Here is a 26,331-nt window from a genome sequence, read left to right on the forward strand (position 1 = left end):
ATGACAGCAAAAACTGTTGGGTGGAAAGGTTTGGAGAAACCCTTTATAATTTTTGTAAAAATCTCCTTTCTCCCCCTCAAACAGAATCTCCAAACCCCACAACCCAACAAAAACCAACGCATTAACATTTTTTGATGACTAACTTCTCAACAATATCTGCAATTTTCTCGGGATTCTTCAACACATCCACATAGGGAACTTTCAAGTTCATCTTTTCCGTCGAATAAGGACCAGTAAAAGCCAAAACAGGTTTGAAATTGCTCAAGATTTCCAGCGTTTCATCCTTAGATTTTACAACTGCAATTTTTGGTATGTTCTCGTTCTTGTTTACAAGTTTTCTAAATCCTTCAAGAATAACTACATCGTGATCTTCACACTTTTTCAAAATTTTCTCTAATGAAAAATCCGCTTCGTTCACTTTTTCTATCGTTGCTATTTCATGCAACGCCACGCTTATGATTGTTTTCGCTCCAGCCTGAGCAAATCTCCATGTATCCTTATCTTTTTCGTCTATTGTGAAGTCTGGCTCTGGAATGTGTTTTACTGCGGCGACTTTGTAGCCTCTTTTTGTCAGCTCTCTTGTTAAGGCTTCTATTATGGTTGTTTTTCCAGAACTTTTGCTGCCAACTACTGCCACTATTGCCGCTTTCAATTCTTTAACGCCTTTGTTACCTTAGTTCTTCTTTGAAGATTTCTTCTAAAGTCTTCTTGCTTACATTAAGCTTTTGGGAAAGGTCTTTCACCCAGCTCATGTATTTTCTGAAAATGTTCTGCAATATCTCTGCCTTTTCACTTTCTGACAAGTCCTTTTCTTCAGCTAACAACAGCGCGAACCATCTGCCAGTGTCTGACAATTGATACGCCTTAACCCATGTTGTACGCTGTTCAGTTTCGATTTTCTCCATGTTTTCTGCTAAAATTCCAAGGTTTGTCAGCGATTTTAGAGTTTCAATTATTGTTTTGTTTGAGTAGGCAAGTTTTCTTACAAGTTCTTTTTGGTAGATTTTGTTCGATATGCCTCGGCTGAGTGAAAATTTTAGGATGTCAACTGCGGCTTTTGAGCCGAAAATTGCGCTTAATATTTTGCTTTTTTGTTCGGATGGAAGAAACACTACATAAGGATGTAAACTTTCTTTCACACGGGTCACGTTTAATGCTCTGTTAGGATTTGATTTTAAGTTTTATGTTGCATGTGCAATAGACTTTTTAACATTCTCTTTCATCATTTTATCAAGGTGCACGAAAACGACTATCAAAGACTGGGTTCCAGCAGACGGCGACACCATCGCAACCAAAGAAGGCTTCATACTCAACGTCTTCGGCTATGAACATCCACAAAACCGCGTTTTCGCCTTCCTAAAGTACATTCCATCCAAGTTCAAAACGCTCTTTCAAATCGAGTTTCTGGAACAAACATGGAAATATGAGCAGCTGGAACTTTTCCGCGCCGAAAAACTCTACACTGCCAAAAATTATCAAGTTTTTCTTGAAACTTTTCGGAAAAACTTTCCAAGTTACGTATATTTCTGTCCTTTCAGAAGTAAATATGTAATAAGTGCGCCGTTGAGTTCGATTGAAAAGGTCTATGTTCCACGGGATTGCTTGGCCTCTATAATTAAGCAGAAGCAGCATGACAGCTTGCAGAAGATGACCTTGGATTTTGTCAATCTGTTGTCTGACGAGTCTGGCATAGCTATTGAAGATTTCGGCGTTCACGGCTCCATAGCCCTTAACATGCACTCGCCAAAATCCGACATAGACATCGTTGTTTATGGAGCAGAAAACTTCCGCAAACTAGAGAAAACAGTAGAAAGGCTTGTTGAAGCTAAAAAGTTAAGTTATGTTGTCAATAACCGTTTAGACGCCGCGAGACGTTTCAAAGGGCGCTTTTCTGGGAAGATTTTCATGTACAATGCAGTTCGCAAAAAAGAGGAGATTCACACGGAATATGGCACTTACAAATTCACGCCTTTAGCTCCATTAAAATTCGCATGCACAGTTAACGATGACACTGAAGCCATGTTCCGCCCAGCAATCTACAAAATAGAAGACTACACACCAGCAAATCAAACCTCAACCCTTCCAAAAGAAAAAACCCCGATGCTCGTAGTTTCAATGATTGGATGTTATAGAAACGTTGCGCGGCGAGGAGACAAAATTAAGGTTGCCGGGATGTTGGAGCAGGTTGAGGGCGTTTGCACGGACGAAGTTTTTTATCAGGTTGTTGTTGGAACTGGCGTAAGCGAGGAAGAGTACATTTGGCCAATTTGAAACTTAGAGACCGCGACGCGATAATAACCAAAGAAGGTTTGATTTTTCGTGTTTTTGGCTATTCTCACCCCGTAAACGCCTATGTTTGCGATGTTGAATATGCGCCAGCAGAAATTTTCAGGTCTGATAATCCCAAAGCGTTTAGAACTGATGGAAAACGCGTCTTCTTTAAGTTTTATGAAGATGAAGGCTGGAAATTTGTTAAAGACAATTTTCCAGAGAACATGATATTTTTGCCTAATATCGGTAAGAAGGTTGTAGGTGTTAAATGTGCAAATATTATGGAAACGCGGAAACCAAATGAAGGGCTTGTGAAACTTGTTGAAAAAGAGCCGAAAGACGAGCTTTTTAACGCTTTACAAAACGTTTTGAAAATTGTAACTGAGCATGCGGGCTTGTCAAGAAATAATTTTGGTATCTTCGGTTCTCTCCTTCACGGATTTTACCATCCAAAGTTTTCTGACATAGACTTAATCGTTTATGGCGGAAAAAACTTGACAGAATTGCGAGAAACTCTTCTGGAGCTTTATTGTGACGGAAATTCTCAATTTAAGAATGAGTTTGAAAACGATGATTCAACAAAAGGGAAAGCTTGGAGATTCAGAAATTACAGCGCCAAAGAGTTCGTTTGGCATCAGCAGAGAAAACTGATTTATGCAGTGTTCAACGACAGACAAAGTGGAAGAACTATAAAGGCAGAGTTTGAACCCGTAAAAGACTGGAAAGAAATACGCGAAGCACATTTTCTTGAAGGAAGGATTGTGCTAAAGGGCTGGGTTAAACTGTTTGCGCGTATAACCGAAGACTGCGACTCGCCTTTCATTCCTTCAATTTATGGTATCGAACCCTTAGAAATTATAGAAGGAGGCACTGGCGTTGACGAAATTGAGCGTGTAGTGTCTTACATGGAAGAGTTTCGCATGCAAGCATTCAAGGACGAAAAAGTCTATGTGGAAGGAAACTTGGAAGAAGTTGTAACGTCAAACAGTAGTTTTCATCAAATAACGCTGACCTATTGCCCAAGATACTACGAGCAAGCCCTTAAAAGCATAAACCAAAAGTAAATTTTAGTAGCGGAGGTTTAAATGTGACATCTCACTACATGAGGTGCATTGTGAAAGGATCTTTTGAAAATGTTTTTACAGTTTTAAGTAACGCCTTCGGCAACGTGCACACAGAACGATTCAGCAACTCTCATGAACCATCCATCGGGGTTATTTTAGGCGAAGAGTACTTCTTTAGAGTTAACAGTGACGTTGCTGTTCTCATAATTGTAGAAAGTTGTTCAACTGATGAAGCGAGAATTGAAATCATTTCGTGTGCTGGAGGAACTGGGCTTCTTGAAATTTCTTACAGTGCTCATTCAGCCTACGTTAATGAAGTGAAAAACTTTCTCGTGAGCAACGGATTCGAAATTAAAGTTGAAGAGGAAATTCCCTACTACAAGGCTTCTCATTGACATTTCAGAATCATATAATCTGAAGGTTTATTGCCTAGCAGAAGTCTAAAATATTCTCGGTTTTGCCTCTTGTCCGCCACACGCTCAATTTTTCCTTGTGCAACCACCGTTTCGCCTTTTCTGGCTTGTTCGCAGAATCTTCCTCTGAAGGAAGCGATTTCCTCAATTAAGCCTGCGTGTGTGCCGTCTAAAATTTGGGTGTTCTTGAGTTTGTAGGTACAGGGCGTGAAGATTGATTCGGAATCGTCTGCTATTTCCGCTTTTATTCTTGCGTAACCAACATTTCTGTATTGGACTGTTCCGTAACTTTCGTTAATTTCGTTCCAGTCCTTAATTAAACGCACGAAATAGTCGCGGTTTCTGAATTTTCCTTGCAAGACCTTCCTTTTTTCTGTCAGCACAAAGTCTTCAAAACTCATTCTTGTGTCTTTTACGCGAAACTCATACAGCTTCTGCAATTCTCTTGTCGTGTATTTTTTCGCGTCACTTTTTGCGTCTTGCATCAAAGACTTTAACGCTTCATAGGCTTTACGGCAGTTTTCAGCTCCATAAATTATCGGGTCAATGTCAGAACTTTGCGTGTGCAGTTTAACAAGAAGCGAACCAGAAATCCCTATTTTAGCCCAAGGAATTTTCGCTTGATTTTTTAAAAGTTCTAAGAAACTTAGCGCGTTCCTTTCCAAAGCGTCTAATCTTTTGCAATAGCGAAGTTGTCGTAAACGGTTGACAGGCTGATAATGACGTTTCACATCTTCCAGTGGCACTTCACAAAGCTTCTCGTCAAAAACTGAATCGTAAACAATGTACTGAGGAAAATTCTGTTCAAGAAACTTGAAACGCTCAGAAATACTATAGATTTTTCTATAGACGCTCTTTCCACGAATGCGGTCGCCACAAGAATCTGGAATAAACCGTGGAAAAGCAATTACCTTGCCTAAACGATGAACTAAACCCTTAACATCAAATATTATTCTGTTTAAATCTTCGATAATGTCTCCTTCTCTTGTCTTCATTAGTTGTTTTCTCATGCTTCACTCTTTAAAGTATCTATCGTCAATGTTTTTATATTTGTTCTCTTCAAGGCTAAGAGTACTGCTGTGCCGATAATTGCTCCAGCGAGGCTGTTTAATGAGTCAGCAATTGCATAATAAACTGTCATCGGAGCCCAGAATGGATATAAATCCGGAATACCCCATCCTAAAACCCAAACAGCATTATTGTTGCTGACCGCAACTTCTCCTCCTATCCGTGCAGTCCAAGCTAGACACCATAAGGCAATTGCCAATTTTGTAGGATTATTTCGGGCGGTTATGGTGCTTGTGATCCATTTTCTTATAGGAGGCACGACTATGAACACGGCGACAGGTATGAATTGCCATGTTATTAGAGGCATTAGTTCGTACCACGCGAATGGGTGAGCAAACCATACGATTATTTGCGCCACAAAAATCAATGTTGCTTCTTTCCATCTGTTAAATAATACAAGTCCACCCATCAGAGCGGACATGGTTGGACCTAAGAAGGTGAGTAAGCCCATGTTTGTTGCTGGATTTACGTATGGGACAAGCCATCCGAAAATGAAGCCTGAAAGAGTGCCCCATAAGGGCCCTAGCAAGGGAGCAGTTAAAGATGAAAATATTATGCCTGACAATGTTATCACAGCAGGTGTTCCTAAAACAGGATAAGTAGGTATTAACGCAAGTGCAAGCATTAAACCCGTCCAAATGCCTGCTAAAGCTAAAAATAATGAGTTAGTAACATATCTTTGAGTCATCACGGTACACCTAATGTTCTAATTTTCATTGCTGTGTAGTTTTTTACACAACATTAATAAAACTTTCGCGCAAAAGTTATATGCAGAAAAAGGAGCACTCATGCAAATGCATCCCAACGAAAAAGCAAAACACATTTCAAAATGCTTAGAGTTAGCTATACTTTTTGAAGTCAGCGCCGACAAGCCTGGCAACGTAAATTTGATTGTTGGTTTTGAAGGAACCCGCCACGAGCATTTTCTTGCTTCCGCCGTGGCTGCCGCGCCCTTTTTTGAGGTAGCCGCAGAGCGTGGAATCGCCGTTTCTCAAGGAAGAATGCAGCTTAGCCAACTGGGCATAGGAGAAATCATTCGAGACTGCATAGCCAACATTAACGCTTGGCAACGAGGCGGCAACACGCTACTCGGCGCAATAATCCTTTTCACGCCCATCGCAGCTGCTGCGGGAATGACTCCCACCGGGCATGGACATGTTTTTGAAATTCAAAGACTGCGCGAGAAATTGAAGCTTGTTGTTGAATCAACCACGCCGGAAGACGCAGTTAACGTTTATGAAGCCATTAAAATTGCGAATCCAAGCGGTCTTGGCAAGGCTCCCGACCTTGACGTTAACAGTCCAGATTCAGTGGACAGAATAATGAAAGAGAATGTTTCACTCTATCAAGTCTTTAAAATAGCCTCAAGCTACGACAATGTTTGCTCCGAATGGGTTAACAATTACCCAACAACTTTCGACGTTGCTTATCCTTACTTAATGAAACAGATTAACGAAAACAAAGACTTGAACACGGCTATAATTCACACATTTCTAAAGGTTCTGGCTGAACACCCAGACACTTTCATAGCTAGAAAGGTAGGCCTAGAAAAAGCAAAAGAAGTCTCCAAGATGGCAAGGGAAATCTTAAACCTCGGAGGACTCGCAACCGCAAAGGGCAAGGAAAGCCTTCGCACGTTTGATTTGAATCTTAGAAGATTCGGTAACCATTTCAATCCTGGAACAACCGCTGACATAATCGCCACTGCGTTAGCGCTGTGCATTCTTGGCGGATACAAGCCCTAACTATTCTTTTTCAACCCATCTTTTGTAGAGAAGAATTCCAACAACATATAACGCGATTGCTGAAAGGCTGAGCATCGCTATTGTGAAAGTTAAATCAGCTAAAACAGCATTTCTTATCATTATGTTTCTTAACGCTTGAGCCGCATATGTCATCGGAATGAACTGACCAATCTGTTGAAGGTATGTCGGAAGATACTCCAGTGGGAAATACATTCCCACAAAGAATTGAAGCACTATGGCGATTGTTGTGGCTGCGTTTGACGCTTCTTGGGGAGACCTACCAATGCAAGATATGATTAAGCCCAAGGCTATACCGTTCATTGAGCCCAAAAAGAATATTGGAAGAAGCAATGGGATGTTCCAATTGAGTTTTGGGCCAAGCAGAAACGCAGCGAGGATTGCCATGACGAGGATTGATATTGTTGTTTGAAAGAGTGCAGCCAAAGTTTTGCCGAAAAGCATGTTTATGGGGCGAATCGGCGAGGCTCTAATCTTTTTAAGCGTTCCCCTTTCGCGTTCATAGACTATAGCGCCTGTGGAAACCACCATGCTCGAGAACAAAAGCGGATAGGTGAGCATTCCTGGAACAATGTTTTCTTTATAGCCTATCTCTTTTCCGAAAATTGCTTCTTCCTCTACCCCTATGGGTTCCGTGTAGGTTCGATTAATGTACTTCTTATAATATTCTTTAAGAAAGGTTGCAACTCCGTCGCTGATGAGTCGAGCCACGTCAAGATTAGTTTTATCCAGTATCAGCGTGATGTTTGCGTGGCCACTCAACGTAAGGTTTTGCGTGAAGTTTTGTGGAATAATGAGCACAGCACGTATGTTAGTTGCATTCAACTCCTTTTCTGCTTCTGCTCTATCTGTGAAGTTTCTTACATTCAAGAATCCCGTGTTGTTGAGTCCTGAAATTATGCCTTCTGTTATTGGCGTTTGGAAATCTTCATTTACTATTCCAATGTTAGCGTTGAACGGTATTTCTCTCCCAAAAATTGCGGTGAAAAGCAAGAGTATCATCACTGGGAAGGCTATAGTCCAGAAAATCGTGCCTTTTTCTCTGAAAAATTGCTTAATGTCTTTAACAGCTATCCCTATCACTGAATTCATTGCGACTCCTCCATTAACTTGCGCCCAGTCAACTTTACAAACACATCTTCCAATGTGGGCTCCACAACCTCAATTTTTTCCGTCAAAATCTTCTGCGAGATTAACTTCTTTGACACTTCCGGCATGATTTCCCAAGGGTCTTTAGAAAAAATCTGAATTTCGTTTTCTTTTGTAACACAATGGTAACTTTCAAGGATTTTTAATGCCTTTGTTGTTGAAGCATCCTTAACTCTAATGTGGATTGACGCTTCTCCGCCTATGATTTCTTTTAAAACGTGAGGTCTATCAAGCGCAACAATTTTTCCCTTATCCATGATAGCGACTCTATCGCAAAGCTCGTCAGCCTCATACATGTCATGTGTGGAAATGAGCATGGTTTTTCCGTAGTCTTTCAAATCTCTGATGAGCTCCCAAAACTCTCTTTTGACGTTCGGGTCAAAACCCACAGTGGGCTCGTCTAAAATTACAATTGGGGGGTCGTGAATGATTGATGCAGCAAGATTTGCGCGTCTCTTCATTCCTCCAGAAAGCTCCTTAACTTTTCGCCGCATAAATTCCCCAATTCCCAAAAATTTGGAAAAAAACTCAACTCTTTCTTTAAACTTCTTTGAGCTTAACGAGTAAAGTGAAGCGGAAAAGGCAAAATTTTCGTAAACGCTCAACAAATCATAAAGTAAAGTTTCTTGGGGACAAAATCCTATGAAACTGCGAACCTTATAGGGTTCTTTGATAAGGTCAAAACCGAGAATGGCAACTTTGCCCTTGTCAAATCTTCTCAAACCACACAGTATTTCCATTAACGTGGTTTTTCCAGCGCCGTTCGGACCTAGCAATCCAAAGATTTCTCCTTCAAGAACATTGAAGGATACGCTGTCTAAGGCTGTGATTTCGCCGTAATGTTTCGTTAAACCTTCAACTTCTACAACCGTTTTTTCACCCATCAATTATCAACCTTAATCTGCCTAAAACGTTCCAGCAATCGCGTCTCTTGTTTAAAAGTGTTTCCTTCCGCAGAACTTAAGATAAAAGTTAATTAGGTTAAAATTAATGTATTTTCTTTTCAACACACATCGAACTTCATTGAGAAAAACGTAAAAGTTGTGGTTGCCTAATGGAACAAAAGTCCAAACTATATGTGACGCTGCTTACTGGACGAACAATAGAGCAGGGAGTGGCAAAAGAACGCGGAAAAGCCTCAAGCGAATATGCAGAAAGCGTTTCTGTTTGTTACATGGACCCGGAAGATATGAAACAGCTTGGAATTAAAGAAAAAACTAATGTTCAAGTTTCAACAGAATACGGTTCTGTCGTGGTTAAAGCCTTAAAATCGCTTAGGGCTCCGCATCCGGGAATTATTTATATTCCTTATGGTCCATGGGCGAACGTTGTGGTCAACCCTGAAACGCATGGTATTGGTATGCCATCATTTAAGGGAATTCCAGCAGAAATCGAGCCAACGCCAAACGTGCCCGTGCTAAATTTGGAGGGGCTCTTAAAGAAACAGTTTAGGAAGGGTTAAAATGCAAGTAGTTAAGGCTGTAACTTGTCCGGTTTGCGGCAGCTTATGCGACGACATCGAATTAACAATAGACAGCGGGAAGATTGTTAAGGTCAAAAATGGCTGCGCCATGTGCGAATCAAAATTTCTGGGATACTGCGGCGAACACAGAATTTTGAAGCCGCTTATTAGAAGAAATGGCGAACTCGTTAAGGCTTCTATGAAAGAGGCTATTGGAAAGGCTGCTGAAATCCTAGCGGAAGCCAACTATCCAATACTGTACGGGTGGAGCTCAACAAGCTGCGAAGCAACACGAGTCGGGCTTGAATTAGCAGAAGAAATCGGCGGAGTAATCGACAACACAGCAGTAGTATGTCATGGGCCATCCCTTTTAAGCGTTCAAGAAGTAGGAATTCCATCCTGCACTTTGGGACAGATTAGGCACAGAGCAGACCTTGTTATCTACTGGGGAAGTGACCCTTGGAGTGCTCATCCACGGCACATAGAAAGATACACAGCCTTTTCTGAGGGCAGATTTGAAAAAAGCGAGTGGAGAGGATACTTAACAAAACTAAAAGCTCTAATAGGTAGGAAGAAAATTGAAAGCACCTTGAGAAGGCTTTTCCTCAAGAAAAGGCCTTCGGTTTCTGCGGCTCCAGAAGGCAAGGTTTGCCCGACAATTTCTAGAGCTGGGAGAAAATTAATAGTTATTGATGTTAGAAGGACTAAATCTGCTGAAATGGCTGACTATTTCATTCAAGTTGAGCCAAACAAGGATTATGAGCTTCTCCAAGCCTTTAGAAGCCTCATTCGCGACCAAGAACTCGATGTTGACAAAGTTGCCGGCGTTCCAGTGGAACATCTTGAAGAAGTTGCCGATGCAATGGTCGGGTGCAGTTTTGGAGCGCTCTTTTTTGGTGTCGGTTTGACGATGAGTAGGGGTAAGCTGAAGAACATAGACGCTGCGCTTTCTTTGGTTCGCGACTTGAACATGCGCACTAAGTTCATAATAATGCCGATGAGAGGACACTTCAACGTCACTGGCGCAAACACTGTTTCCACATGGCAGAGCGGTTATCCTTACGCAGTGGATTTTTCTCTTGGCTATCCACGTTATAATCCAGGCGAAACATCAGTTATGGACGTTCTTTTGCGCAGAGAGTCAGATGCGGCTTTGGTTGTGGCTTCTGACCCCGTGGCGAATTTTCCAAGAAAAGCGGTTGAACACTTAGTTGAGAATCCGCTTATTGTGATTGACCCTCACATGAACGCTACGGCTCAGATGGCTGACGTTGTTTTTCCATCAGCATTTGTCGGAATAGAAGCAGAGGGAACAGCCTATCGCATGGACCATGTGCCGCTTCCGCTCAAAAAGGTTGTCGAACCACCGCGTGGAGTGTTTTCAGACGAGGAAATTTTGCGGAGGATTCTCTCCGAGGTCAGAAAAATAAAGAAAGCCAAAACCACGGAGGAAGCGTAAATGGAACTTCTGATAAAGAACGGTTTTGTCTACGACCCTCTCAACGGCGTTAACGGCGAAAAAATGGACATCGCCATTAAAGACGGCAAAATAGTTGACAAAGTCAACGAGCGTAAAGCACGGAAGATTGATGCTTCCGGAATGATTGTTATGCCAGGCGGAGTGGACATTCACTCGCACATTGCTGGTTCAAAGGTTAACGCTGGAAGACTTTTGAGACCTGAAGACCACTTTAAGGATTTTGAACCCAAAACGCTTGTGACAAGGTCTGGTGTGGGCTATTCGATTCCCTCCACTTTTACAACTGGTTACCGCTATGCTCGGATGGGCTACACAACAGTGATGGACCCGGCGATGCCTCCTTTAGAAGCCAAACATACGCATGAAGAGTTTAACGACACGCCAATAATTGATAAGGCTAGTTATCCGCTCCTCGGCGACTGGTGGTTTGTGCTTGAATATTTACGCGAAGGAAAAATTGAGGAATGCGCAAGGCACGTGGCTTGGATGCTAAACGCAACGAAAGGCTACGCGATAAAACTTGTCAACCCCGGCGGTTTGGAAGCTTGGGGTTTTGGTCACAACGTTAAGGGTTTAGATGATCAAGTTCCATATTTCTGTATCACACCCCGTGAGATTATACATGGGTTATCAAAAGTGAATAAACTGCTTAACTTACCACACACAATTCACGTTCATACTAACAATCTTGGAAAACCTGGAAACTACGTTACGGCTCTTGAAACAATGAAATGCGTTGAAGACTTAGCCCTTGAGAATAAGCCCGTGATTCACATTACACATTGCCAGTTCTCTGCCTTTAAGGGTGATGACTGGCGAACGTTTGAGTCTGGAGCTGAAGAAATCGCAAATTATGTTAATGCGCATTCTCATGTGACCATGGACATGGGTCAAGTAATATTCACAGACACGACGACAATGACAGCGGACGGCCCCTTCCAATACAATCTTTATGAACTTAGCGGAAACAAATGGGTCAACCATGACGTGGAAACCGAAACCAGCAGCGGAATAGTCCCCTTCCATTACAAGCGCAAAAGCTACGTCCACGCAGTCCAATGGTCAATTGCCTTGGAACTAGCCTTGCTAATCAAAGACCCATGGAAAATTTTCATGACAACAGACCACCCAAACGGCGGACCATTCATCGCATATCCAAAAATAATCGCGTGGCTCATGAGCAAAAAAGCCAGAGAAAATACTCTAAAGAAGATTAATCCAAAGGCAAGAGCCAGAAGCCTTCTACCATCAATTGACCGCGAACTAGGCTTTTATGACATGGCAATTATGACGAGAGCCGGACAAGCCAAAGCTCTGGGGCTCAAGAACAAGGGTCATTTGGGCGTCGGCGCAGACGCGGACATAGCCATATACAATTTTAATCCAGAAACAACAGACTCTTCTAAAAAGTATAAGAGTTTGAGAAAAGCGTTCAAAAGAGCCGCTTACACGATTAAGGATGGAAAGATAGCGGTTAAAGATGGCGAAGTTGTGAAGCATGTTGAAGGCTCCACAATGTGGCTTGATGTGCAAACCTCCGAGCCTGTTGAGATAACAGAGAAAATGAAGCGAAGATTCAAGGAATACTGGACGGTTGAATATGAAAATTATCCAGTAACAGAGCATTATCTTGAGGTTTCTCGCCAAATAATTGTGAAGGCTGATGTTTAATGATAACGCTGTATCCAAAAAAAGAGTTTAAATTTCCAACAATCGCCGACTGCATAAACCCAGAAGTTTTCCAAAACAAAAAACTCGAAGAAATAGCACGATTGAGCATCTGGGAAGGAAACAGACAGAAAAAACTTGCAGACCTCTTCAACATTGAAGAAACCCGAACAGAAAACCCCTCTGGAAAAGAAGTCATAACTATAAAGGGTGACGTAGGCAAAGTCCGCCGAATAGGCGCAAACATGAAAGATGGAGAAATAGTCATTCACGGAAATGTAGGAATGCATATTGGCGAAGAAATGAAAGGAGGCAAAATAACTGTGTACGGCAACGCTGGCGGATGGGCAGGGTCAATGATGAAAGGAGGAACCATAGAAATTCACGGGAATACTGACGACTATTTAGGAGCTCCCTACCGCGGATGCAGCGAAGGCATGCATGGCGGAAAAATAGTTGTCTACGGCAACGTTGGAAACGAAGCTGGTGCTCACATGAGGAAGGGCATAATCAAAATTTACGGAAACGCTGGACAGTTTGCGGGCTTCCGAATGCGTGACGGAACCATATACGTCGAAAAAGATTCTGAAGGCAGAGCGGGCGCTTGCATGACAAACGGGAAAATAATTGTCGGCGGGTTTTTAGAGTCTCTTTTGCCAACTTTCACAATCGACAGCGTCAAGGACAAGGTTAAAGTTGAAGAAGGCGAAACAGCCCAGGGACCCTTTTATCTCTTCTTGGGAGACTTAACGGAAAACGGAAACGGCAAACTTTATGTCTCCAAAACCAAAAATCCACATTTAAGCCACTACGAAAGGTTTCTCTAAACTGCTAAAAGTTAAGGAGAAAAGTTTCATGAAAGAAAAGTTAAGCGTTAACCGTTTGGCATGGAAACTTCTCGAGAAACTGTGTGCAGACCCTAATCTTTATGGAGTAAAAGTTGAGGAGACAGATTCTGGAACAGTCATTGTGGACGCTGGAATAGACGCTAAAGGCGGCTTTCAAGCGGGAAAAATCGTTACTGAAATATGTATGGGCGGATGTGGAAAAGCCAAAATAACCCACATGCAATATGGCGAATTGTGGCTTCCTTCAATATTCGTTTGCACAGACCATCCAGTCATCGCCACTTTGGGTTCACAGTTTGCCGGTTGGCAGATAAAAGAAGGCGACTATTTCGCGATTGGTTCTGGACCTGGAAGAGCTTTAGCGTTAAAGCCTAAGGAAATTTATGAAAAAATAGGTTATAGGGATGATTTTGATAAGGCGATTGTGGTTTTGGAAACTGAGAAACCTCCGCCAGAATCCTTGATAAACAGGCTTGCGAAAGATTGTAAGGTTTCATCGGGAAATTTGGCAATAATTCTAACGCCAACAACGAGTATAAGTGGGTCAACGCAAGTTTCTGGGCGAATTGTTGAAACTGGAATTCACAAGCTTAGCCGAGTTGGCTTGAACCCAAACGTGATTCGTTATGCTTGGGGTTGCGCTCCCATTTCGCCTGTCCATCCAAAATTTGCTAATGCGATGGCGAGGACGAATGATGCAATTCTTTATGGTGGAATAACCTATTACGTGGTTGAGTATGAAAATGAAGAAGAATTGAAGCGAATCGTGGAAAGCGCTCCTTCCAAAGCGTCTAAAGATTATGGGAAACCTTTCATGGAAATCCTCAAAGAAGCAAACTACGACTTCTACAAAATCGACCCAAACCTCTTCGCGCCAGCAATCGTTATCGTTAACAACGTAAAAACTGGCAAGCTGTTCAAAACAGGAGAAATTAATGTAGAAATACTGACAAAATCTTTGATTAGCTAATTGCTACTTTTTTGCCAAAAAACCTGCCTATGAACTCGTTAAAGCCGCGGTTGCCTATTAACGCTCCCATTAAAAAGCTCATTATGACTATTTCTAGCACGGCTTTGGGCAATATGTAGTAGATGAATATGAACGCTCCTCCACTTCCTAAGAAGAAGGGCATTAAATAAGCAAAGTATGCATAAGTGTAGAGGCATTCTGGGATATAAGAAATGAAAGTTGCTGGAATAGCAACAATCGATGAATACTGTCTTTCGCGTAAACGCAAACTTTTAGAGAAGATTCCTGCAGCCAAACCAGTCAAAGCCTTTCCAAGCGGCAAACCAACAAGTCCTAACCATGAACCCATACCTAACGGTCCAAACATTATTCCTGGAAATATGCCTACGAAAAGTCCAGAGACAAAACCTATTATGGGACCGCCATAGAATCCGGCGATATATGCTGCTACGAGAGAGAAGTCAAGAGCTACTCCTGGGGCAAGTTGTCCTGTGTAGTAGGATATTGCAAATAGAACGTTTCCAAGCACTCCCATCATTAGTATGAATGAAACTATTTTCGCGTTCATTCTTCTTCCTCTTTAAAGTGTTTGTAAGTTTTGGCATTAATTATTTAAGAGTAGCTACTCAAAAAAGAGTATTGCGGAATACGCGAAAACTTGAAAAATAAATATTGCTTATGCATATCCTCTAGTGGGAAACATCTTTGACCGAAGTTGTAAAGTTCTCCTCAAAGGAAATCAAAGGCTGGCTTGAAAAAGAAACAAGCTCCATTTTCATACCAGTTCACGCCAAAGCAGAAAAACTGCTTGGAGAAATGCGTAAAGCACTTGAAAGTCTTTCCGACTCTTCAAAAATGCTTCTTGATAACAGCGCTAAAGAAATTGAGAAACGAAACATGAAAACTTACGGCAGAGCACGCGCCCTAAACAAGCTTGCGCACATGTTCATTGACAGGCTAAGGCAGATTAGAGTTCCAGAAAAAGTTACCTACGACAGCCTTCAACAATTTTTTCAAGAAACCCAAAAAGCGTTCGCAGTAACCGAAGTTGATATTAGAAACTGGTTTCCACGAATATCGCCATTCTTTATTCTTGACAGAAGAAAATTCCAACTTGTTTTCGAAAGGTCAAAAGAGCTGCTTAAAATGCTTGGCGATTTTCTAGCGAGAGAATACGTTAAAACGAAAACTTTGGAAGAAACCTTCCAACTCATAGACAAACTTCACTCCCTCGAAAATCAACTCGTAGACCTAAAAGAACACAAACTAAAAACTGAAAATGAAAAGGCTTTGGTTAAGAAGGAAATCGCTGACACGCAACAAAAAATTGCCGAATTAAAAAGCAAAGGTGGCATAGGTCAACTAAGCCAAATAGACGCTGAAATAGAAGCTTTAAGCATGGAAGTAAAACATAGCCTAGGACACTTACAGAAACCCTTCATAAAACTCCAATCACTAACCCTTCACGGCAGCGGAAGCGGATTAACCCCCGAAGAAGTCAAAAAACTTAGTCAGTATTTGGAGAATCCTTTTGAAGCTCTTGCAACCGAAGAAAATGGTTATCCGCTGTTAAGACAGATTTTGCAAAAACTTGACCGCGGGTTGTCGGAAGATAAGCTTAAGCTTAAGCCAGATAAAACGCGAAAAGCCAAACAAGCAATAGAGAATATCCTCAACAAGAATTCCTTAGAAGGTCTCCATCAAAAGTGCGTTAACTTGAGGATGCAGAAAAGTCAGCTTTCAACATCTTCAGAAGTGGCTGAAACAAAAAACAACTTATCCAAGCTTCAGGAACAGCTTGAAAATCTAGAACGAAGAAGCAAAAGCATTGAGTCAGAAGAAAACGCTGTAGAACAAGCACGTAACGAAACGCTAGAAAAAATTCGCGCTCACAAAAGTCAAATAGAAAAGAACATTTTCAGTTTTATGGGAAGAAAAGTTCGCATCGAATAGTTTGAAGGCTTAACATTTGCAATTTGACCTTACACAAATTGTCAAGGAAGCTTTAGAAGTCAAATCTGACACTTTTATGAATTTGGTTGAAGACGCTACACGTGTGCTTTGCAAAGAAAATGGAAAAGTTGGCAATCTCGACATTTTAGGAAGACTGGTCAAACTCAAACCTCTGGGCGAAGCGCTGGTAATCGGCGACTTGCATGGAGACCTAGAAAGTCTAATCGACATACTTAAAATGAGCAATTTTCTCCAGAAAATGAGCCAAAACACTGATGCACTTCTAGTTTTTCTTGGCGACTATGGAGACCGCGGCGAATACTCCACAGAAATCTACTACACCGTTCTGAAACTGAAACTGCTTTTCCCAACACAGGTTATTTTGATGCGCGGAAACCATGAAGGACCCGAAGACCTCATGGCTTCTCCGCATGACTTGCCCGTGGAGTTTGAAGTCAAATTTGGCGAAAAATGGACAAGCGTTTACGCGAAAATTCGTGAGTTGTTTGCTTGCCTTTACAATGCTGTTTTGGTGGAAGAGCGCTACTTAATGATTCACGGAGGCTTACCTTCTCAAGCAAGAACCATTGAAGACTTGGCATTTGCTCATGCTACGCATCCGAAACAGCGAATACTTGAAGACATTTTGTGGAGCGACCCAAACGATACAGTTAAAGAATTATGCGCGTCGCCGAGAGGCGCGGGAAAACTATTCGGCGAGAAAATAACTAATGAAGTGTTAGAGAGGTTCAATGTTAAGATTCTGATAAAAGGACACGAGCCCAGCGAGGAAGGTTTCAAAATCGACCACAATGGTAAAATTTTAACCTTATTCTCTCGGAAAGGGTCACCATACTTCAATGTTTCTGGTGCTTATTTGAATGTGGAACTTTCCAGAAAATTCCAAAATGCAAAAGAACTAATCCCTTACATTCACAAATTCTAACCTGCTATTTGGCTCAGCAATCACTTGGCAACGATAAAAACCAATTCTGATTTAAATTCCAGTCGCTGAATGTTCCGGTTTTTCTTTTCTATTGACTTATTAAATGAAGTCTTATAGTGTTTTTGCATGTCCTTTTCTCGTCTTCCCGAAGTTTTAACGGGAAAAGACACAACAAGAAATTTCGAGTTAAGCACTTCTAAAGTTTTTAATCCAGCCGATTTCTGGATTTGTTCGAGGCATGGTAAAGTGTTGAACACAAGCCAAGTCCGTTTTTAATGCACGCCAGCATTTTTTACACGGAAACTTTAAGAATGCAGTCTCGTAGCATCTTTAACGGATTTAAACTTGAGAAGGTTCGTTTTTGAAGATTGGAGTTGTAACGCGAAATAGAAACTCATGGAGTTCAACACAACTTCGAGAAGCACTAGCTAGACATAACATTCCTCATTTATGCTTTAGTTTTCCACGGTTAGCTGCTCGCGTCGGATACAAACCACACGTAAACCTCGGTAACTTCGCCCTTTTAGAAGAATTGAACGCCCTAATAATCCGCCCAATCGGAAGAGGCTCACTAGAAGAACTAGTTTTCAGAATGGACATGCTTTACAGACTTCAACGCTTAGGCATGTACGTTATAAATCCTCCTGAAGCAATCGAACACTGCGTTGACAAATACGACATTCTTGCAATTTTGGAAGAAAACGGCATACCTGTTCCACGCACAACCGTCACTGAAAATGTTAATGAAGCTTTGAAGGCTTTTGACGAGCTCGGCGGAGATGTTGTTGTCAAGCCGCTTTTCGGTTCAAGAGGTATAGGCTCCACTCGAGTTACAGACGCGGAAATTGCCCACACAGTTTTCCGAAACATAACGTTTTATCACGGCGTAATATATCTTCAAGAGTTTGTGCACCATGGCTTTTCAGATATTCGCGTTTTCGTTATTGGCGACCGCGTGGTGGCTGCTATGCGTCGTGTTGCGAGCAGTTGGAAAACAAATTACAGCCAAGGCGCTAAGCCATTATCAGTAGAGCTTGAGAAGACACTTGAGGATATGGCGGTTAAATCCGCACAACTCATTGAATGTAAGGTTGCGGGTGTAGACATTCTAGAAAGTCCGAGAGGACCCTTAGTCGTGGAAGTTAACAGTCAACCTGGATGGAGAGGGCTACAATCAATTACAAAAGTTAACATTGCAGACGAAATTGTCAATTTTGTCGTGTCAGAGCTGAAAAAATAGGAGAGACTTGTTGAAATGTGCGAAGTGGAAATTGTTAAAGTTGACGTTTCAACAAAAAAAGTTCAAAAAATGAAGGATTATGTTGCAGAAGAAAAGCCTCTGCCTATATTCATAAACAGAACCCACTATGCAACCATTTACTGTTCTCCAGCAAACCTCAAGGAGTTGGCGGTTGGCCACCTGCTAACGGAAGGCATTATAAAATCGGTTGACGAAATTGAGAGCATAGTTTTCAAAGCAAATAATGTCTGCCATGTTAAACTAAAACCAAACATAGACTTGGAAGAGAGACTGAAACTTTCTCGACATTTTTCACGCATAATTCTCTCCGCCTGTGGTGGCCCATACCAACCTTCAACTAGGCTTCCAAAAATAAAGTCACATTTGAAGATTAAAGCTGAAACAATACTCGAGTGTGTCAGAAACCTAAACTTTACGGCTGAGACTTTTAGAAAGACCGGCGGAACACACGCGGCAGCGATTTACAAGAGAGACGGGGTTCTCGTGGCATTCGCCGAGGATGTTGGACGCCACAACGCGGTCGACAAAGTAATAGGCTCTTGCGCTCTAAACAAGATTGATTTCAGCGATTGTTTGCTTGTTTTGAGTGGACGACTAACAGGCGACATGGTCTTTAAAGCTGCCAAAGCAGGTTTGCCAATAGTGGCTTCATTGGCTGCTGCTCTAGACTCTGGAATCGCTGTTGCCAAGAATACAGACTTGACTTTAATAGGGTTTGTTCGCGGAAAACGCATGAACATCTACAATTTTCCAGAAAGAATTCTCTCATAAGGGTCGTCAGCCTTTTCTGGAAACGGCATCTCTTTTCCGTCCTTAACGAGGATGCGGCGTGATTTTTTCGTGAACACTCCCAAAGAACTTGCTTCAATACCCTTTGCGAGCAGTTCCTTCTGAACCTTGTCTTTTGCTTCTGGGTTAACAGCCGCCAGTATTGTGCCCGTTGAAGACATTGAGAGTATTTGTTCATTTGAAAGCTTAAAACATTCGCATAAAGTTTTGACTTCATTTTCTATTGGGATTTTTTCGAAATTTATTTTGAAACCGACTTTTGACGCTTCCGCCATCTCATTTAACGCTGCAGTTAGCCCGCCTTCTGTGGCATCATGCATGGCGTGCACACCACCAATCTTGGCAAGTAGCAACGCCTCTTTAACGCAACTCTGCGTTGTGACAAATTCTGAAAGTTCTCGGGTTCTTGTCTCTCCAAAGAGTCTTTCAGCCAGTGCTGTGTGCGTTAATGCAAAGTTTACTGCTATTTCTAGGCCGATTGGTTTGACGCATAAAATGTGGTCTTCTGGTTTAGCACCGCCGGGAGTAATCAATTTTTCTTTTTCTATTGTTCCGTATGCGGTGCAAACGCCAACAAGCGTTGACAGTCCTTGGTAGGTTCCTGTATGTCCTGTTACAACAGCCATTTTTAACTCGTCAGCTGCTTTACAAGTTTGGCGCATAATGTTGTAGAAAGTTTCGGGCTTTGTTAATGACGCACCTAGAAGGTTTATTGTGCAGAATTCTGGTTTCGCTCCGAAAAGCGCTACGTCAGAAGCCGCGTAGTGTATTAGTAACCATCCGAACCATTTTTCTGGAACGCCAATGCACGGGTCAGTTGAGACAACTAAATACTTATTGTCTAGCAAATGCACGCCTGAATCAAATCCTGGTAAAGGCGGAACGACAACTCGCGAATCTTTTTTTATACAGCTTAGAAGTTTCTTCAGCTCTTTAGTGGCTAGCTTTCCCATTTTTCCAACAGATCCGGTTATTTTCTTAACAGTTCAATTCCCTTGCTTGTTATTTTGAAGGGAATCCATTCAAGAGGGTGATGGCATCCTTCCATTTTGACTATGCGAAGTTCGCGCTGGCATTTTTCCTCGTTAAATCTGAAGTAGAAAATGTTGTGAGCTTTGTTCAAGTCTAAGTCTGTGGCTCGTTGAGTTGCAATGTCCTTTTGGGTGGCTGCTGTCATTATGTCGATGTTGACTATGTTGTCGTAGTGGCACCAGTTAATTGTCCAATCTTCAATAGGCTCCATATATTTCAAGTCGTACAAGGCAAAGAGTTGTTCGCTGAAGTCTCCTGCGGCAAATCGTGTCACCTTTTTTTCAGAAATTAATTGGTCTATGCGTTTCATTTCTTCGAAGTTATCCAAGCTAAAGTATATTACTCGAGGGTCTTTTGGGTAAGGTTCAAAATGTGGGAAGGCTTGTATTGCGATGAATTTGCCTTTGTCAATGTAGGGTTCAATGTTCCATCCGAAAGATTTGAAGTATGCTATTAAACGTGGAAACGGTTTGTCCATGACATCATAAGCTACTGTTTCGCCTTCCTTCAATCCTTGCCAGAGAAACTGCATTGCAAAAACAGTCTTTCCCGTTCCTGATGGACCATAGAGAATGTTTCGTGAGCCCGATTCGATTCCGCCGCCTATTAATTCATCAAAGCCCTTAATCCCTGTCTTCAACTTCGCCATTTTGGGCTCGCTCTCATAGAAATATTTTCAGCAATTTGCTTTCTTGCAGCAGATAAATTATGTAGATGCTTATTGCAAGCTCTGGTAATATGTACCCTCCATTGTAGAATGCTGAGTATACTATTGGAGACATTCCTTCTGGCGCATAGCTGCCAAAGAAAATCACGCCTGAAATGAAATGTGCTAGGAAACGTCCCCAAATGCCTACATTGACACCGACGAACGGGCGATTTTGGAAGAAACCAGCCAATCCAAGCATGCCAAACGCGATTGGGTAATCCAGTAGCACTTGAGCTGGGTGGTATATGAATGGCTCAACCGCTAACTGTACAAGACCATAAACCACCGCTGCAAACAAGCCTACCTTTGCCCCTCTTCTTAACGCCAACCAGAGAATTGGCACCATTGAACCAGCAGTCACAGATCCACCTTCTGGAAAACTGAACACCTTAATGTAGCTCAACGCAGTCGCCAAAGCAACAAAACTTACAACTTCCGCAATTATTTTAGTTGAAGATGTAGCTTTACTTTCTTTCATGTTTTTTCCCTCCGCCAGTATTACCTGGATCAGGTTCTAAGGGTCGACAGCTCTCAGCCGTCCTCTCAGCCGGGTCACTTTCCCAGCTCCCCTAAACCTTGCGGGGGATAATGTTATTTAGTTGTATATTTATTTTTCCTAAAGTTAGCGTGTGTTGGGATGTTGTAGCATGAAGTCTTTGCCTAAGGAATTTGACATCATCAAGATTGAGCGGAAGTGGCAAGAGAAATGGGAAGAAATGGGTGTTTATCGTTTTGACTGGAAAGATACGAAGCGTCCAGTTTTCAGTATTGACACTCCGCCGCCGTATCCTTCTGGCGAGTTTCACATGGGAAACGTGTTAAACTGGACATATTTTGACATAGTTGCCAGATACAAGCGCATGAGAGGCTACAATGTTTATTTTCCGCAGGGCTGGGATTGCCACGGTTTAGGCATTGAGGTTCAGGTGGAAAGAGAGCATAAAGTCAGAAAGAGAGATGTGCCTCCGGACAAGTTTCGGAAATGGTGTGAAGAGCTTGTTGAAAAGTACATTGCGATGATGAAGGAGGGCGTGATACGCTTAGGATGCAGCGTAGATTGGACAACGGAGTACCGCACGATGAACCCGGACTACTGGAGATGCACACAATTGAGTTTCATAATTCTGTACAAGAAAGGCTTCATGTATCAAGGAACACATCCGGTGAATTGGTGTCCCCGCTGCGAAACAGCAATAGCGGATGCAGAAGTGGACTATGAAGAACGAGAAGGCACACTTCACTACATTAAATTTCCATTAGAAAACAGCAGTGAGTATTTGCTTATAGCCACGACACGCCCAGAATTCATACCTGCATGCGTTGCAGTGGCAATTAACCCATCAGATGACAGATTCAACAAGCACATCGGCAAGAAAATAACCGTGCCAATCGTGAACCGCACAGTCGAGATAATCCCAGACGAAAACGTTGACCCGTCCTTTGGTACGGGCGTGGTGATGATTTGCACCTACGGTGACAAAGAAGACGTGAAAACCGTAATCAAACACAAACTCCCCGTCATAGGGCTCTTAAACGAGAATGGAACTATAAACGAGAACGGCGGCAAATACGCGGGCTTAACAATAAGCAAAGCCAAAGAAGCCATAGTAAAAGATCTCCAAGCCGCTGGATTGCTGGAGAAAACTGAACGTATTAAGCAGGAAATAGGCGTATGCGACAGATGCGACGCTCCAGTGGAAATACTTGAACGCAAACAATGGTTCATGAAAACACGCATCCTAACCGACAAAGTTGAGGAAAAAGCAAAACAAATCACGTGGTACCCAGACTACATGAAAATCCGCTTAATAGATTGGGCACGTTCGCTTGACTGGGACTGGGTGATAAGCCGCCAACGCGTTTTCGGAACACCCATACCCGTTTGGTACTGCAAAAACTGCAACGAAGTAATCTTGGCAGATGAAAGGTGGGTTCCAATAGACCCGAAACTCGAAAAGCCACGAATAGACAAGTGCCCAAAATGCGGCGGTAAAGAATTCATTCCAGAACGCGACGTTTTCGATACGTGGATGGATTCTTCAATTTCTTGTGCCGTGCATGCTGGTTGGCCAGACCGCGAAGACTGGAGAAGATTGTTTCCGGCGGACTTGCATCCTTCTGGCATAGACATTATTCGAACTTGGGCTTACTATTTGATGGTTAGACACTTGGCTTTGTTTGACGAGGAACCCTACAAAAGCTGTTTAATTAATGGTATGGTTTTGGGTTCCGACGGCAGAAAAATGAGCAAATCATTGAAAAACTATGTTGCAGCGCCCGACGTGCTGGACAAGTACGGTACAGACGCTGCTAGACAATGGGCTGCTGGCGGTGGAGCAACAGGCTCAGACATTCCCTTCCGTTGGCCTGATGTTGAATATGGAAAACGCTTCTTGACTAAACTCTGGAATGCCGCAAAATTCGTTAGCAGTCAACTTGAAGATTACAAAGAAGACGAAGAGTACGAGTTGCAACTTCTAGACAAGTGGATTCTAAGCAAGGCTCAAAAACTCACGCAACGAGTGACAGAAGCGTTAGAAAAATGCCAATTCAACATAGCCCTTGAAGAAATTCGTAACTTCACGTGGCACTTGTTCTGTGACCAATACATTGAAGCCGTGAAGGACAGGCTTTACAAGCCAGAAGTTTACGGAGAAAAAAAGAGGAAAGCAGTTCAATTAACGCTCTATAATGTTCTCTACCGCATAATTCAGCTTCTTGCTCCAATATCGCCTCACATTACTGAGGAAATCTACGACGCAATCTACAAGGAAGAAGTGGGCGAAAAAAGCTTGCAATTGACCGCATGGCCAACACCAGATGAGAAACTGATAGACGAGGGTTCGGAGAAGAAAGGAGATTTGGTAATGGCTGTCATAACCGAGATTAGACGCGAAAAAGCAGAGAAAAGAAAACCCTTAAACGCGCAAATAAAAAAGCTAAAACTTTACGCTGGAAAAAGCGAATTCGCCAGAATACTCAGCGAAAGCAAAGAAGACATTAAGGGAACATGCAAAATCACTTACATGGAGATTTTGTCGGAAAAGGGTAAAGGCAGACAGATCCCAGAGAATCTAGCGATAAGTTTTATTTGCGAATACTAGCATTACATCTTTTTAACAAAACATTAGCGCATTTTCTATATTCGTTCTATTCTTCACAGAGGTATAGTTAACAGTGAGTGTGAAATGACTAATAGAGAAAAGGAGATTTTTGTATACTTGTTTATTAAACCGATTGATCTTGCATTGCGCAGTTTATTCAAAGATTTTGTCATCTAAAGAATTTTTAGTACAATTAGTGAATCAATTGAAAGTATATTTTGGCTTTTCATAGAATGCTTTCTTATTTTGTTGTTATCACTATTCGATAATTTGTATATTTTATGTATCTTTTGATAAAAAAAATGATAATTTTATTTTAAATAGAACAAATATCCGTAAAATATATAAATCATTCCAGAGTCTATTGTTAGATGTAAATCAGAAGGAGAAAGGAAGATGTAAAAAAAGGAATAACAGCAGTGATGCTCGCAATAATTCTTCTGAGTACATTTTCAAGATTAGTTCCCATATCGCCTATCAACGCAGAAGGTGAATCATCTGAAACAATAGATGTTTCTCTGCCAAAACAGCTTACAACAGATCCGAAGTTTGACAGGAATCCAAGTTTCTTCAAAGCAAATGATGGAACATGGTGGGTGTTCTTTGCTCGCGGACGCGGTGATCCATCATTGCCTGGTTACAATCCTGATACTGATTATTATGACATCTGCTATGTCACGTCCACAGATAACGGGTTAACATGGACTGAAGATGCATTACCGACCATTCCTGCTGGTCATGGCATGGGCGCTTTCACCCCTGCAGCTTTTCAAGATAGCAGCGGCAAGATTTGGGTCTTCTACGCAGCAAATGGGGTAGGCGTTTTCTATTTCACTTCTACAGATAATGGTGCTACATGGACAGGACCAACCGCTGTACCCAATGTTCCCGGCTACACTATAGATAATCACATGGACGCTATAAAGGCCAACAACGGCGATATTTGGATTTTCTTCACGTGCTACCCTGATAATGCCCTATACGCAAGAAAATATGATGGCACAAGCTGGTCAAGCCTCATATTCGTAGCAGACCCACTCAGTTACACCGCCACTCCAAGAGCGTTACAAGAAGAAAGCGGCGCATTCAAGATTGTTTACATCGCCGGGGATCCACTTCAGATATATTTGGCTACTTCAACCGATGGCATAATCTGGACAAACTCCCCGATCATAAACACTCCAAATGATGACTATGACCCAGCGCTAGTAAAAGATGGCACAACATGGCGAATATTCTTTGCACCCTACGTTCCAGCTAATGACCATCAATGGTTAATGACTGTATCTTCAGCTGATCTTACCACGTGGTCAACCCCTGTGTATGTAACTGCTGGATACCATGGATCTAACAAGTGGTGGGACTTCTATCCTGAAGCAGTTAAAATTGGATCCGACTTGCTGCTTTTCTATGCGTCAATGAGAGACGGAGCGCAAAGGGGTGACGGCGAAATATACATGTACAAGGTAGACTGGGACTTAACACATGATCATTATGAGGCTATTCAACCAGCAATAGACGCCGCAAGATATGGAAAAAAGGTGAAACCTCTGGAAACGTGCAAAAAATCGATGGAATCCTTGTGGACTGTGACCGCGATGCTTTGCTATTTCTGGTTGAACAGAAGGGAAACGTTTGCCACACCGGAAAGGAAACTTGTTTTCACAATTGGCTCAAGGAAGCGCGCAGCTTAGAGAAAACTGAAAAATAGAACTCTCCAAAGCAACCGCCAAAAAATAAACAAACTGAAAGACTGGTGATAATAGTACCGGAATGGCGTCAAAAACTGAGTTCAAAGAAATCTTTCAATTCAAAGAAACGAACTGCACCATAATAAGCGACAATAAACGCGCAATTAAAAGAGCCATCGTATCAATCAAATACCACCGAAAGAAAATAGAGGAGTACGCTAAGAGCCATCCTCTATTCTACTATTCTCTCAAGCCAATTCCAGTGAGCAATGCCCCTCTGGCAGTTAGGATTATGGCTGAAGCGGCTGAAAAGGCAAACGTCGGCCCTATGGCTGCTGTCGCAGGAGAATCTCCCTAAAGGCGCTGTTTCTATTACATGTGTAATAGGCACTCTCAAGTCTTAGGTGCAAGTCTCCCTTAGATCATCCTAGCCGCTTGATTATCTTCGCCCTCTAGCTGGCATAAACTCCAGCTGATAGCGAGCCTCGCTCCCTCACCTTCAGGACCATCAACAGGCACAGACTTGTTCTTCCCAAGCACGGGCTCACCAGTATTGACAATTTACTACATGTGTAGTAGATGCCATAAACGGTTCATGGGGAAGCCTTTTCAGAGCTTTTCGCATTCAAACTTAACTTCTCAATAAGCTTTCTATTGTTTTGCCGAAATTTGTTAGTTTCCAATATTCAA

General features: G+C 42.2%; 27 protein-coding genes and 1 riboswitch. Of the genes, 16 read left to right on the plus strand and 11 right to left on the minus strand.

What is annotated here, in order from left to right; translation table 11 throughout:
- Positions 1 to 121: 121 nt before the first annotated feature.
- Both mobB and HM003_08090 read right to left on the minus strand, forming a co-directional pair.
- Positions 122 to 652: a molybdopterin-guanine dinucleotide biosynthesis protein B gene (gene mobB, locus HM003_08085; protein MBX5329291.1), complete on the minus strand. Its 531-nt coding sequence runs from the start codon at positions 650 to 652 to the stop codon at positions 122 to 124.
- A gap of 16 nt (positions 653 to 668) precedes the next feature.
- Positions 669 to 1,139: a hypothetical protein gene (locus tag HM003_08090; GenBank protein ID MBX5329292.1), complete on the minus strand. Its 471-nt coding sequence runs from the start codon at positions 1,137 to 1,139 to the stop codon at positions 669 to 671.
- A 424-nt stretch (positions 1,140 to 1,563) separates the two neighbouring features.
- On the opposite strand from HM003_08090, the gene HM003_08095 reads away from it, so the two are divergent.
- The 3 genes from HM003_08095 to HM003_08105 are packed head-to-tail and all read left to right on the plus strand — an operon-like array spanning position 1,564 to position 3,730.
- On the plus strand, positions 1,564 to 2,271 hold the full coding sequence (locus HM003_08095) for a hypothetical protein (GenBank protein MBX5329293.1): 708 nt from the start codon (positions 1,564 to 1,566) through the stop codon (positions 2,269 to 2,271).
- Positions 2,259 to 3,335: a hypothetical protein gene (locus HM003_08100; protein MBX5329294.1), complete on the plus strand. Its 1,077-nt coding sequence runs from the start codon at positions 2,259 to 2,261 to the stop codon at positions 3,333 to 3,335. Before HM003_08095 ends, HM003_08100 begins: the two co-directional genes overlap by 13 nt.
- Positions 3,336 to 3,385: 50 nt before the next feature.
- Entirely contained in the window at positions 3,386 to 3,730 is a 345-nt protein-coding gene (locus HM003_08105) for a hypothetical protein (GenBank protein MBX5329295.1), read from the plus strand.
- Here HM003_08105 and HM003_08110 read toward each other — a convergent pair.
- Positions 3,724 to 4,758, minus strand: a complete 1,035-nt coding sequence (locus tag HM003_08110; GenBank protein ID MBX5329296.1) for a hypothetical protein — start codon at positions 4,756 to 4,758, stop codon at positions 3,724 to 3,726. The two genes, HM003_08105 and HM003_08110, sit on opposite strands and share 7 nt — an antisense overlap.
- Entirely contained in the window at positions 4,755 to 5,504 is a 750-nt protein-coding gene (locus HM003_08115; GenBank protein MBX5329297.1) for a hypothetical protein, read from the minus strand. Before HM003_08115 ends, HM003_08110 begins: the two co-directional genes overlap by 4 nt.
- A 100-nt stretch (positions 5,505 to 5,604) precedes the next feature.
- Between HM003_08115 and HM003_08120 the strand changes: the two genes are divergently transcribed.
- Positions 5,605 to 6,561, plus strand: a complete 957-nt coding sequence (locus HM003_08120) for a hypothetical protein (protein ID MBX5329298.1) — start codon at positions 5,605 to 5,607, stop codon at positions 6,559 to 6,561.
- Here the strand turns inward: HM003_08120 and HM003_08125 are convergent, their stop codons facing one another.
- Together HM003_08125 and HM003_08130 are read right to left on the minus strand one after the other, a co-directional pair.
- The gene (locus HM003_08125; GenBank protein ID MBX5329299.1) at positions 6,562 to 7,671 is read right to left on the minus strand and encodes an ABC transporter permease; all 1,110 of its coding nucleotides are present in this window, start codon (positions 7,669 to 7,671) and stop codon (positions 6,562 to 6,564) included.
- Complete coding sequence (locus HM003_08130) at positions 7,668 to 8,612, minus strand: ABC transporter ATP-binding protein (protein ID MBX5329300.1); 945 nt, start codon at positions 8,610 to 8,612, stop codon at positions 7,668 to 7,670. The genes HM003_08125 and HM003_08130 overlap by 4 nt, the downstream gene beginning before the upstream one ends.
- Positions 8,613 to 8,782: 170 nt before the next feature.
- Between HM003_08130 and HM003_08135 the strand changes: the two genes are divergently transcribed.
- From HM003_08135 to HM003_08155, 5 genes are read left to right on the plus strand one after another with little or no spacing between them, the layout of a single operon-like run.
- Complete coding sequence (locus HM003_08135; protein ID MBX5329301.1) at positions 8,783 to 9,190, plus strand: molybdopterin dinucleotide-binding protein; 408 nt, start codon at positions 8,783 to 8,785, stop codon at positions 9,188 to 9,190.
- A gap of 1 nt (position 9,191) precedes the next feature.
- Positions 9,192 to 10,649, plus strand: coding sequence for a formylmethanofuran dehydrogenase subunit B (locus HM003_08140; protein MBX5329302.1), 1,458 nt, complete (start codon positions 9,192 to 9,194; stop codon positions 10,647 to 10,649).
- Positions 10,650 to 12,341: a formylmethanofuran dehydrogenase subunit A gene (locus HM003_08145; GenBank protein ID MBX5329303.1), complete on the plus strand. Its 1,692-nt coding sequence runs from the start codon at positions 10,650 to 10,652 to the stop codon at positions 12,339 to 12,341.
- Positions 12,341 to 13,165: a formylmethanofuran dehydrogenase subunit C gene (locus tag HM003_08150; GenBank protein MBX5329304.1), complete on the plus strand. Its 825-nt coding sequence runs from the start codon at positions 12,341 to 12,343 to the stop codon at positions 13,163 to 13,165. Before HM003_08145 ends, HM003_08150 begins: the two co-directional genes overlap by 1 nt.
- Before the next feature lie 28 nt (positions 13,166 to 13,193).
- Positions 13,194 to 14,156 carry a methenyltetrahydromethanopterin cyclohydrolase gene (locus tag HM003_08155; protein ID MBX5329305.1) on the plus strand — a complete coding sequence of 321 codons (963 nt, stop codon included), beginning with the start codon at positions 13,194 to 13,196 and terminating at the stop codon, positions 14,154 to 14,156.
- Here the strand turns inward: HM003_08155 and HM003_08160 are convergent.
- Positions 14,149 to 14,724, minus strand: coding sequence for a hypothetical protein (locus tag HM003_08160; protein MBX5329306.1), 576 nt, complete (start codon positions 14,722 to 14,724; stop codon positions 14,149 to 14,151). The two genes, HM003_08155 and HM003_08160, sit on opposite strands and share 8 nt — an antisense overlap.
- Before the next feature lie 137 nt (positions 14,725 to 14,861).
- Between HM003_08160 and HM003_08165 the strand changes: the two genes are divergently transcribed.
- Both HM003_08165 and HM003_08170 read left to right on the plus strand, forming a co-directional pair.
- Entirely contained in the window at positions 14,862 to 16,109 is a 1,248-nt protein-coding gene (locus HM003_08165) for a hypothetical protein (protein MBX5329307.1), read from the plus strand.
- 16 nt (positions 16,110 to 16,125) lie between these two features.
- On the plus strand, positions 16,126 to 17,055 hold the full coding sequence (locus HM003_08170; protein ID MBX5329308.1) for a serine/threonine protein phosphatase: 930 nt from the start codon (positions 16,126 to 16,128) through the stop codon (positions 17,053 to 17,055).
- Positions 17,056 to 17,075: 20 nt separating this feature from the next.
- On the opposite strand, the gene HM003_08175 is transcribed toward HM003_08170, so the two are convergent.
- Positions 17,076 to 17,312 (minus strand): hypothetical protein, encoded by a 237-nt coding sequence (locus HM003_08175; GenBank protein MBX5329309.1) that lies wholly within the window; start codon positions 17,310 to 17,312, stop codon positions 17,076 to 17,078.
- Between the two features lie 104 nt (positions 17,313 to 17,416).
- Here HM003_08175 and HM003_08180 point away from each other — a divergent pair, with 104 nt between their 5' ends.
- Together HM003_08180 and fdhD are read left to right on the plus strand one after the other, a co-directional pair.
- On the plus strand, positions 17,417 to 18,295 hold the full coding sequence (locus HM003_08180; GenBank protein MBX5329310.1) for a RimK family alpha-L-glutamate ligase: 879 nt from the start codon (positions 17,417 to 17,419) through the stop codon (positions 18,293 to 18,295).
- Between the two features lie 15 nt (positions 18,296 to 18,310).
- A complete protein-coding gene (fdhD, locus tag HM003_08185; protein MBX5329311.1) occupies positions 18,311 to 19,087 on the plus strand; it encodes a formate dehydrogenase accessory sulfurtransferase FdhD in 777 nt (258 codons plus the stop codon).
- Here fdhD and HM003_08190 read toward each other — a convergent pair.
- The 3 genes from HM003_08190 to thiT all read right to left on the minus strand — a co-directional run bounded on the left by HM003_08190 (position 19,057) and on the right by thiT (position 21,324).
- The gene (locus tag HM003_08190) at positions 19,057 to 20,058 is read right to left on the minus strand and encodes a hypothetical protein (protein MBX5329312.1); all 1,002 of its coding nucleotides are present in this window, start codon (positions 20,056 to 20,058) and stop codon (positions 19,057 to 19,059) included. The two genes, fdhD and HM003_08190, sit on opposite strands and share 31 nt — an antisense overlap.
- Before the next feature lie 17 nt (positions 20,059 to 20,075).
- Positions 20,076 to 20,786 carry a hypothetical protein gene (locus HM003_08195; protein ID MBX5329313.1) on the minus strand — a complete coding sequence of 237 codons (711 nt, stop codon included), beginning with the start codon at positions 20,784 to 20,786 and terminating at the stop codon, positions 20,076 to 20,078.
- 13 nt (positions 20,787 to 20,799) lie between these two features.
- Positions 20,800 to 21,324 (minus strand): energy-coupled thiamine transporter ThiT, encoded by a 525-nt coding sequence (gene thiT / locus HM003_08200; GenBank protein MBX5329314.1) that lies wholly within the window; start codon positions 21,322 to 21,324, stop codon positions 20,800 to 20,802.
- A riboswitch (TPP riboswitch) is annotated at positions 21,313 to 21,427 on the minus strand. (Overlaps the previous gene by 12 nt.)
- A gap of 75 nt (positions 21,428 to 21,502) precedes the next feature.
- On the opposite strand from thiT, the gene HM003_08205 reads away from it, so the two are divergent.
- The 3 genes from HM003_08205 (at position 21,503) to HM003_08215 (ending at position 25,999) form a co-directional block, all read left to right on the plus strand.
- A complete protein-coding gene (locus tag HM003_08205; GenBank protein MBX5329315.1) occupies positions 21,503 to 23,950 on the plus strand; it encodes a valine--tRNA ligase in 2,448 nt (815 codons plus the stop codon).
- 1,528 nt (positions 23,951 to 25,478) lie between these two features.
- Positions 25,479 to 25,661, plus strand: coding sequence for a hypothetical protein (locus HM003_08210; protein MBX5329316.1), 183 nt, complete (start codon positions 25,479 to 25,481; stop codon positions 25,659 to 25,661).
- Positions 25,662 to 25,723: 62 nt separating this feature from the next.
- On the plus strand, positions 25,724 to 25,999 hold the full coding sequence (locus tag HM003_08215; GenBank protein MBX5329317.1) for a hypothetical protein: 276 nt from the start codon (positions 25,724 to 25,726) through the stop codon (positions 25,997 to 25,999).
- The last annotated feature ends 332 nt before the right edge of the window (positions 26,000 to 26,331 follow it).

Source organism: Candidatus Bathyarchaeota archaeon A05DMB-5 (genome assembly GCA_019685655.1).
In the GTDB taxonomy this organism is placed as follows: Archaea; Thermoproteota; Bathyarchaeia; order Bathyarchaeales; family Bathycorpusculaceae; genus DSLH01.

Excerpts from the sequence above, each read along its gene's own strand:
- HM003_08110 (MBX5329296.1), bottom strand. The coding sequence starts at position 4,758 with ATGAGAAAACAACTAATGAAGACAAGAGAAGGAGACATTATCGAAGAT.
- HM003_08115 (MBX5329297.1), bottom strand. The coding sequence starts at position 5,504 with ATGACTCAAAGATATGTTACTAACTCATTATTTTTAGCTTTAGCAGGC.
- HM003_08120 (MBX5329298.1), top strand. The coding sequence starts at position 5,605 with ATGCAAATGCATCCCAACGAAAAAGCAAAACACATTTCAAAATGCTTA.
- HM003_08125 (MBX5329299.1), bottom strand. The coding sequence starts at position 7,671 with ATGAATTCAGTGATAGGGATAGCTGTTAAAGACATTAAGCAATTTTTC.
- HM003_08130 (MBX5329300.1), bottom strand. The coding sequence starts at position 8,612 with ATGGGTGAAAAAACGGTTGTAGAAGTTGAAGGTTTAACGAAACATTAC.
- HM003_08135 (MBX5329301.1), top strand. The coding sequence starts at position 8,783 with ATGGAACAAAAGTCCAAACTATATGTGACGCTGCTTACTGGACGAACA.
- HM003_08140 (MBX5329302.1), top strand. The coding sequence starts at position 9,192 with ATGCAAGTAGTTAAGGCTGTAACTTGTCCGGTTTGCGGCAGCTTATGC.
- HM003_08145 (MBX5329303.1), top strand. The coding sequence starts at position 10,650 with ATGGAACTTCTGATAAAGAACGGTTTTGTCTACGACCCTCTCAACGGC.
- HM003_08150 (MBX5329304.1), top strand. The coding sequence starts at position 12,341 with ATGATAACGCTGTATCCAAAAAAAGAGTTTAAATTTCCAACAATCGCC.
- HM003_08155 (MBX5329305.1), top strand. The coding sequence starts at position 13,194 with ATGAAAGAAAAGTTAAGCGTTAACCGTTTGGCATGGAAACTTCTCGAG.
- HM003_08160 (MBX5329306.1), bottom strand. The coding sequence starts at position 14,724 with ATGAACGCGAAAATAGTTTCATTCATACTAATGATGGGAGTGCTTGGA.
- fdhD (MBX5329311.1), top strand. The coding sequence starts at position 18,311 with ATGTGCGAAGTGGAAATTGTTAAAGTTGACGTTTCAACAAAAAAAGTT.
- HM003_08190 (MBX5329312.1), bottom strand. The coding sequence starts at position 20,058 with ATGGGAAAGCTAGCCACTAAAGAGCTGAAGAAACTTCTAAGCTGTATA.
- HM003_08195 (MBX5329313.1), bottom strand. The coding sequence starts at position 20,786 with ATGGCGAAGTTGAAGACAGGGATTAAGGGCTTTGATGAATTAATAGGC.
- thiT (MBX5329314.1), bottom strand. The coding sequence starts at position 21,324 with ATGAAAGAAAGTAAAGCTACATCTTCAACTAAAATAATTGCGGAAGTT.
- HM003_08215 (MBX5329317.1), top strand. The coding sequence starts at position 25,724 with ATGGCGTCAAAAACTGAGTTCAAAGAAATCTTTCAATTCAAAGAAACG.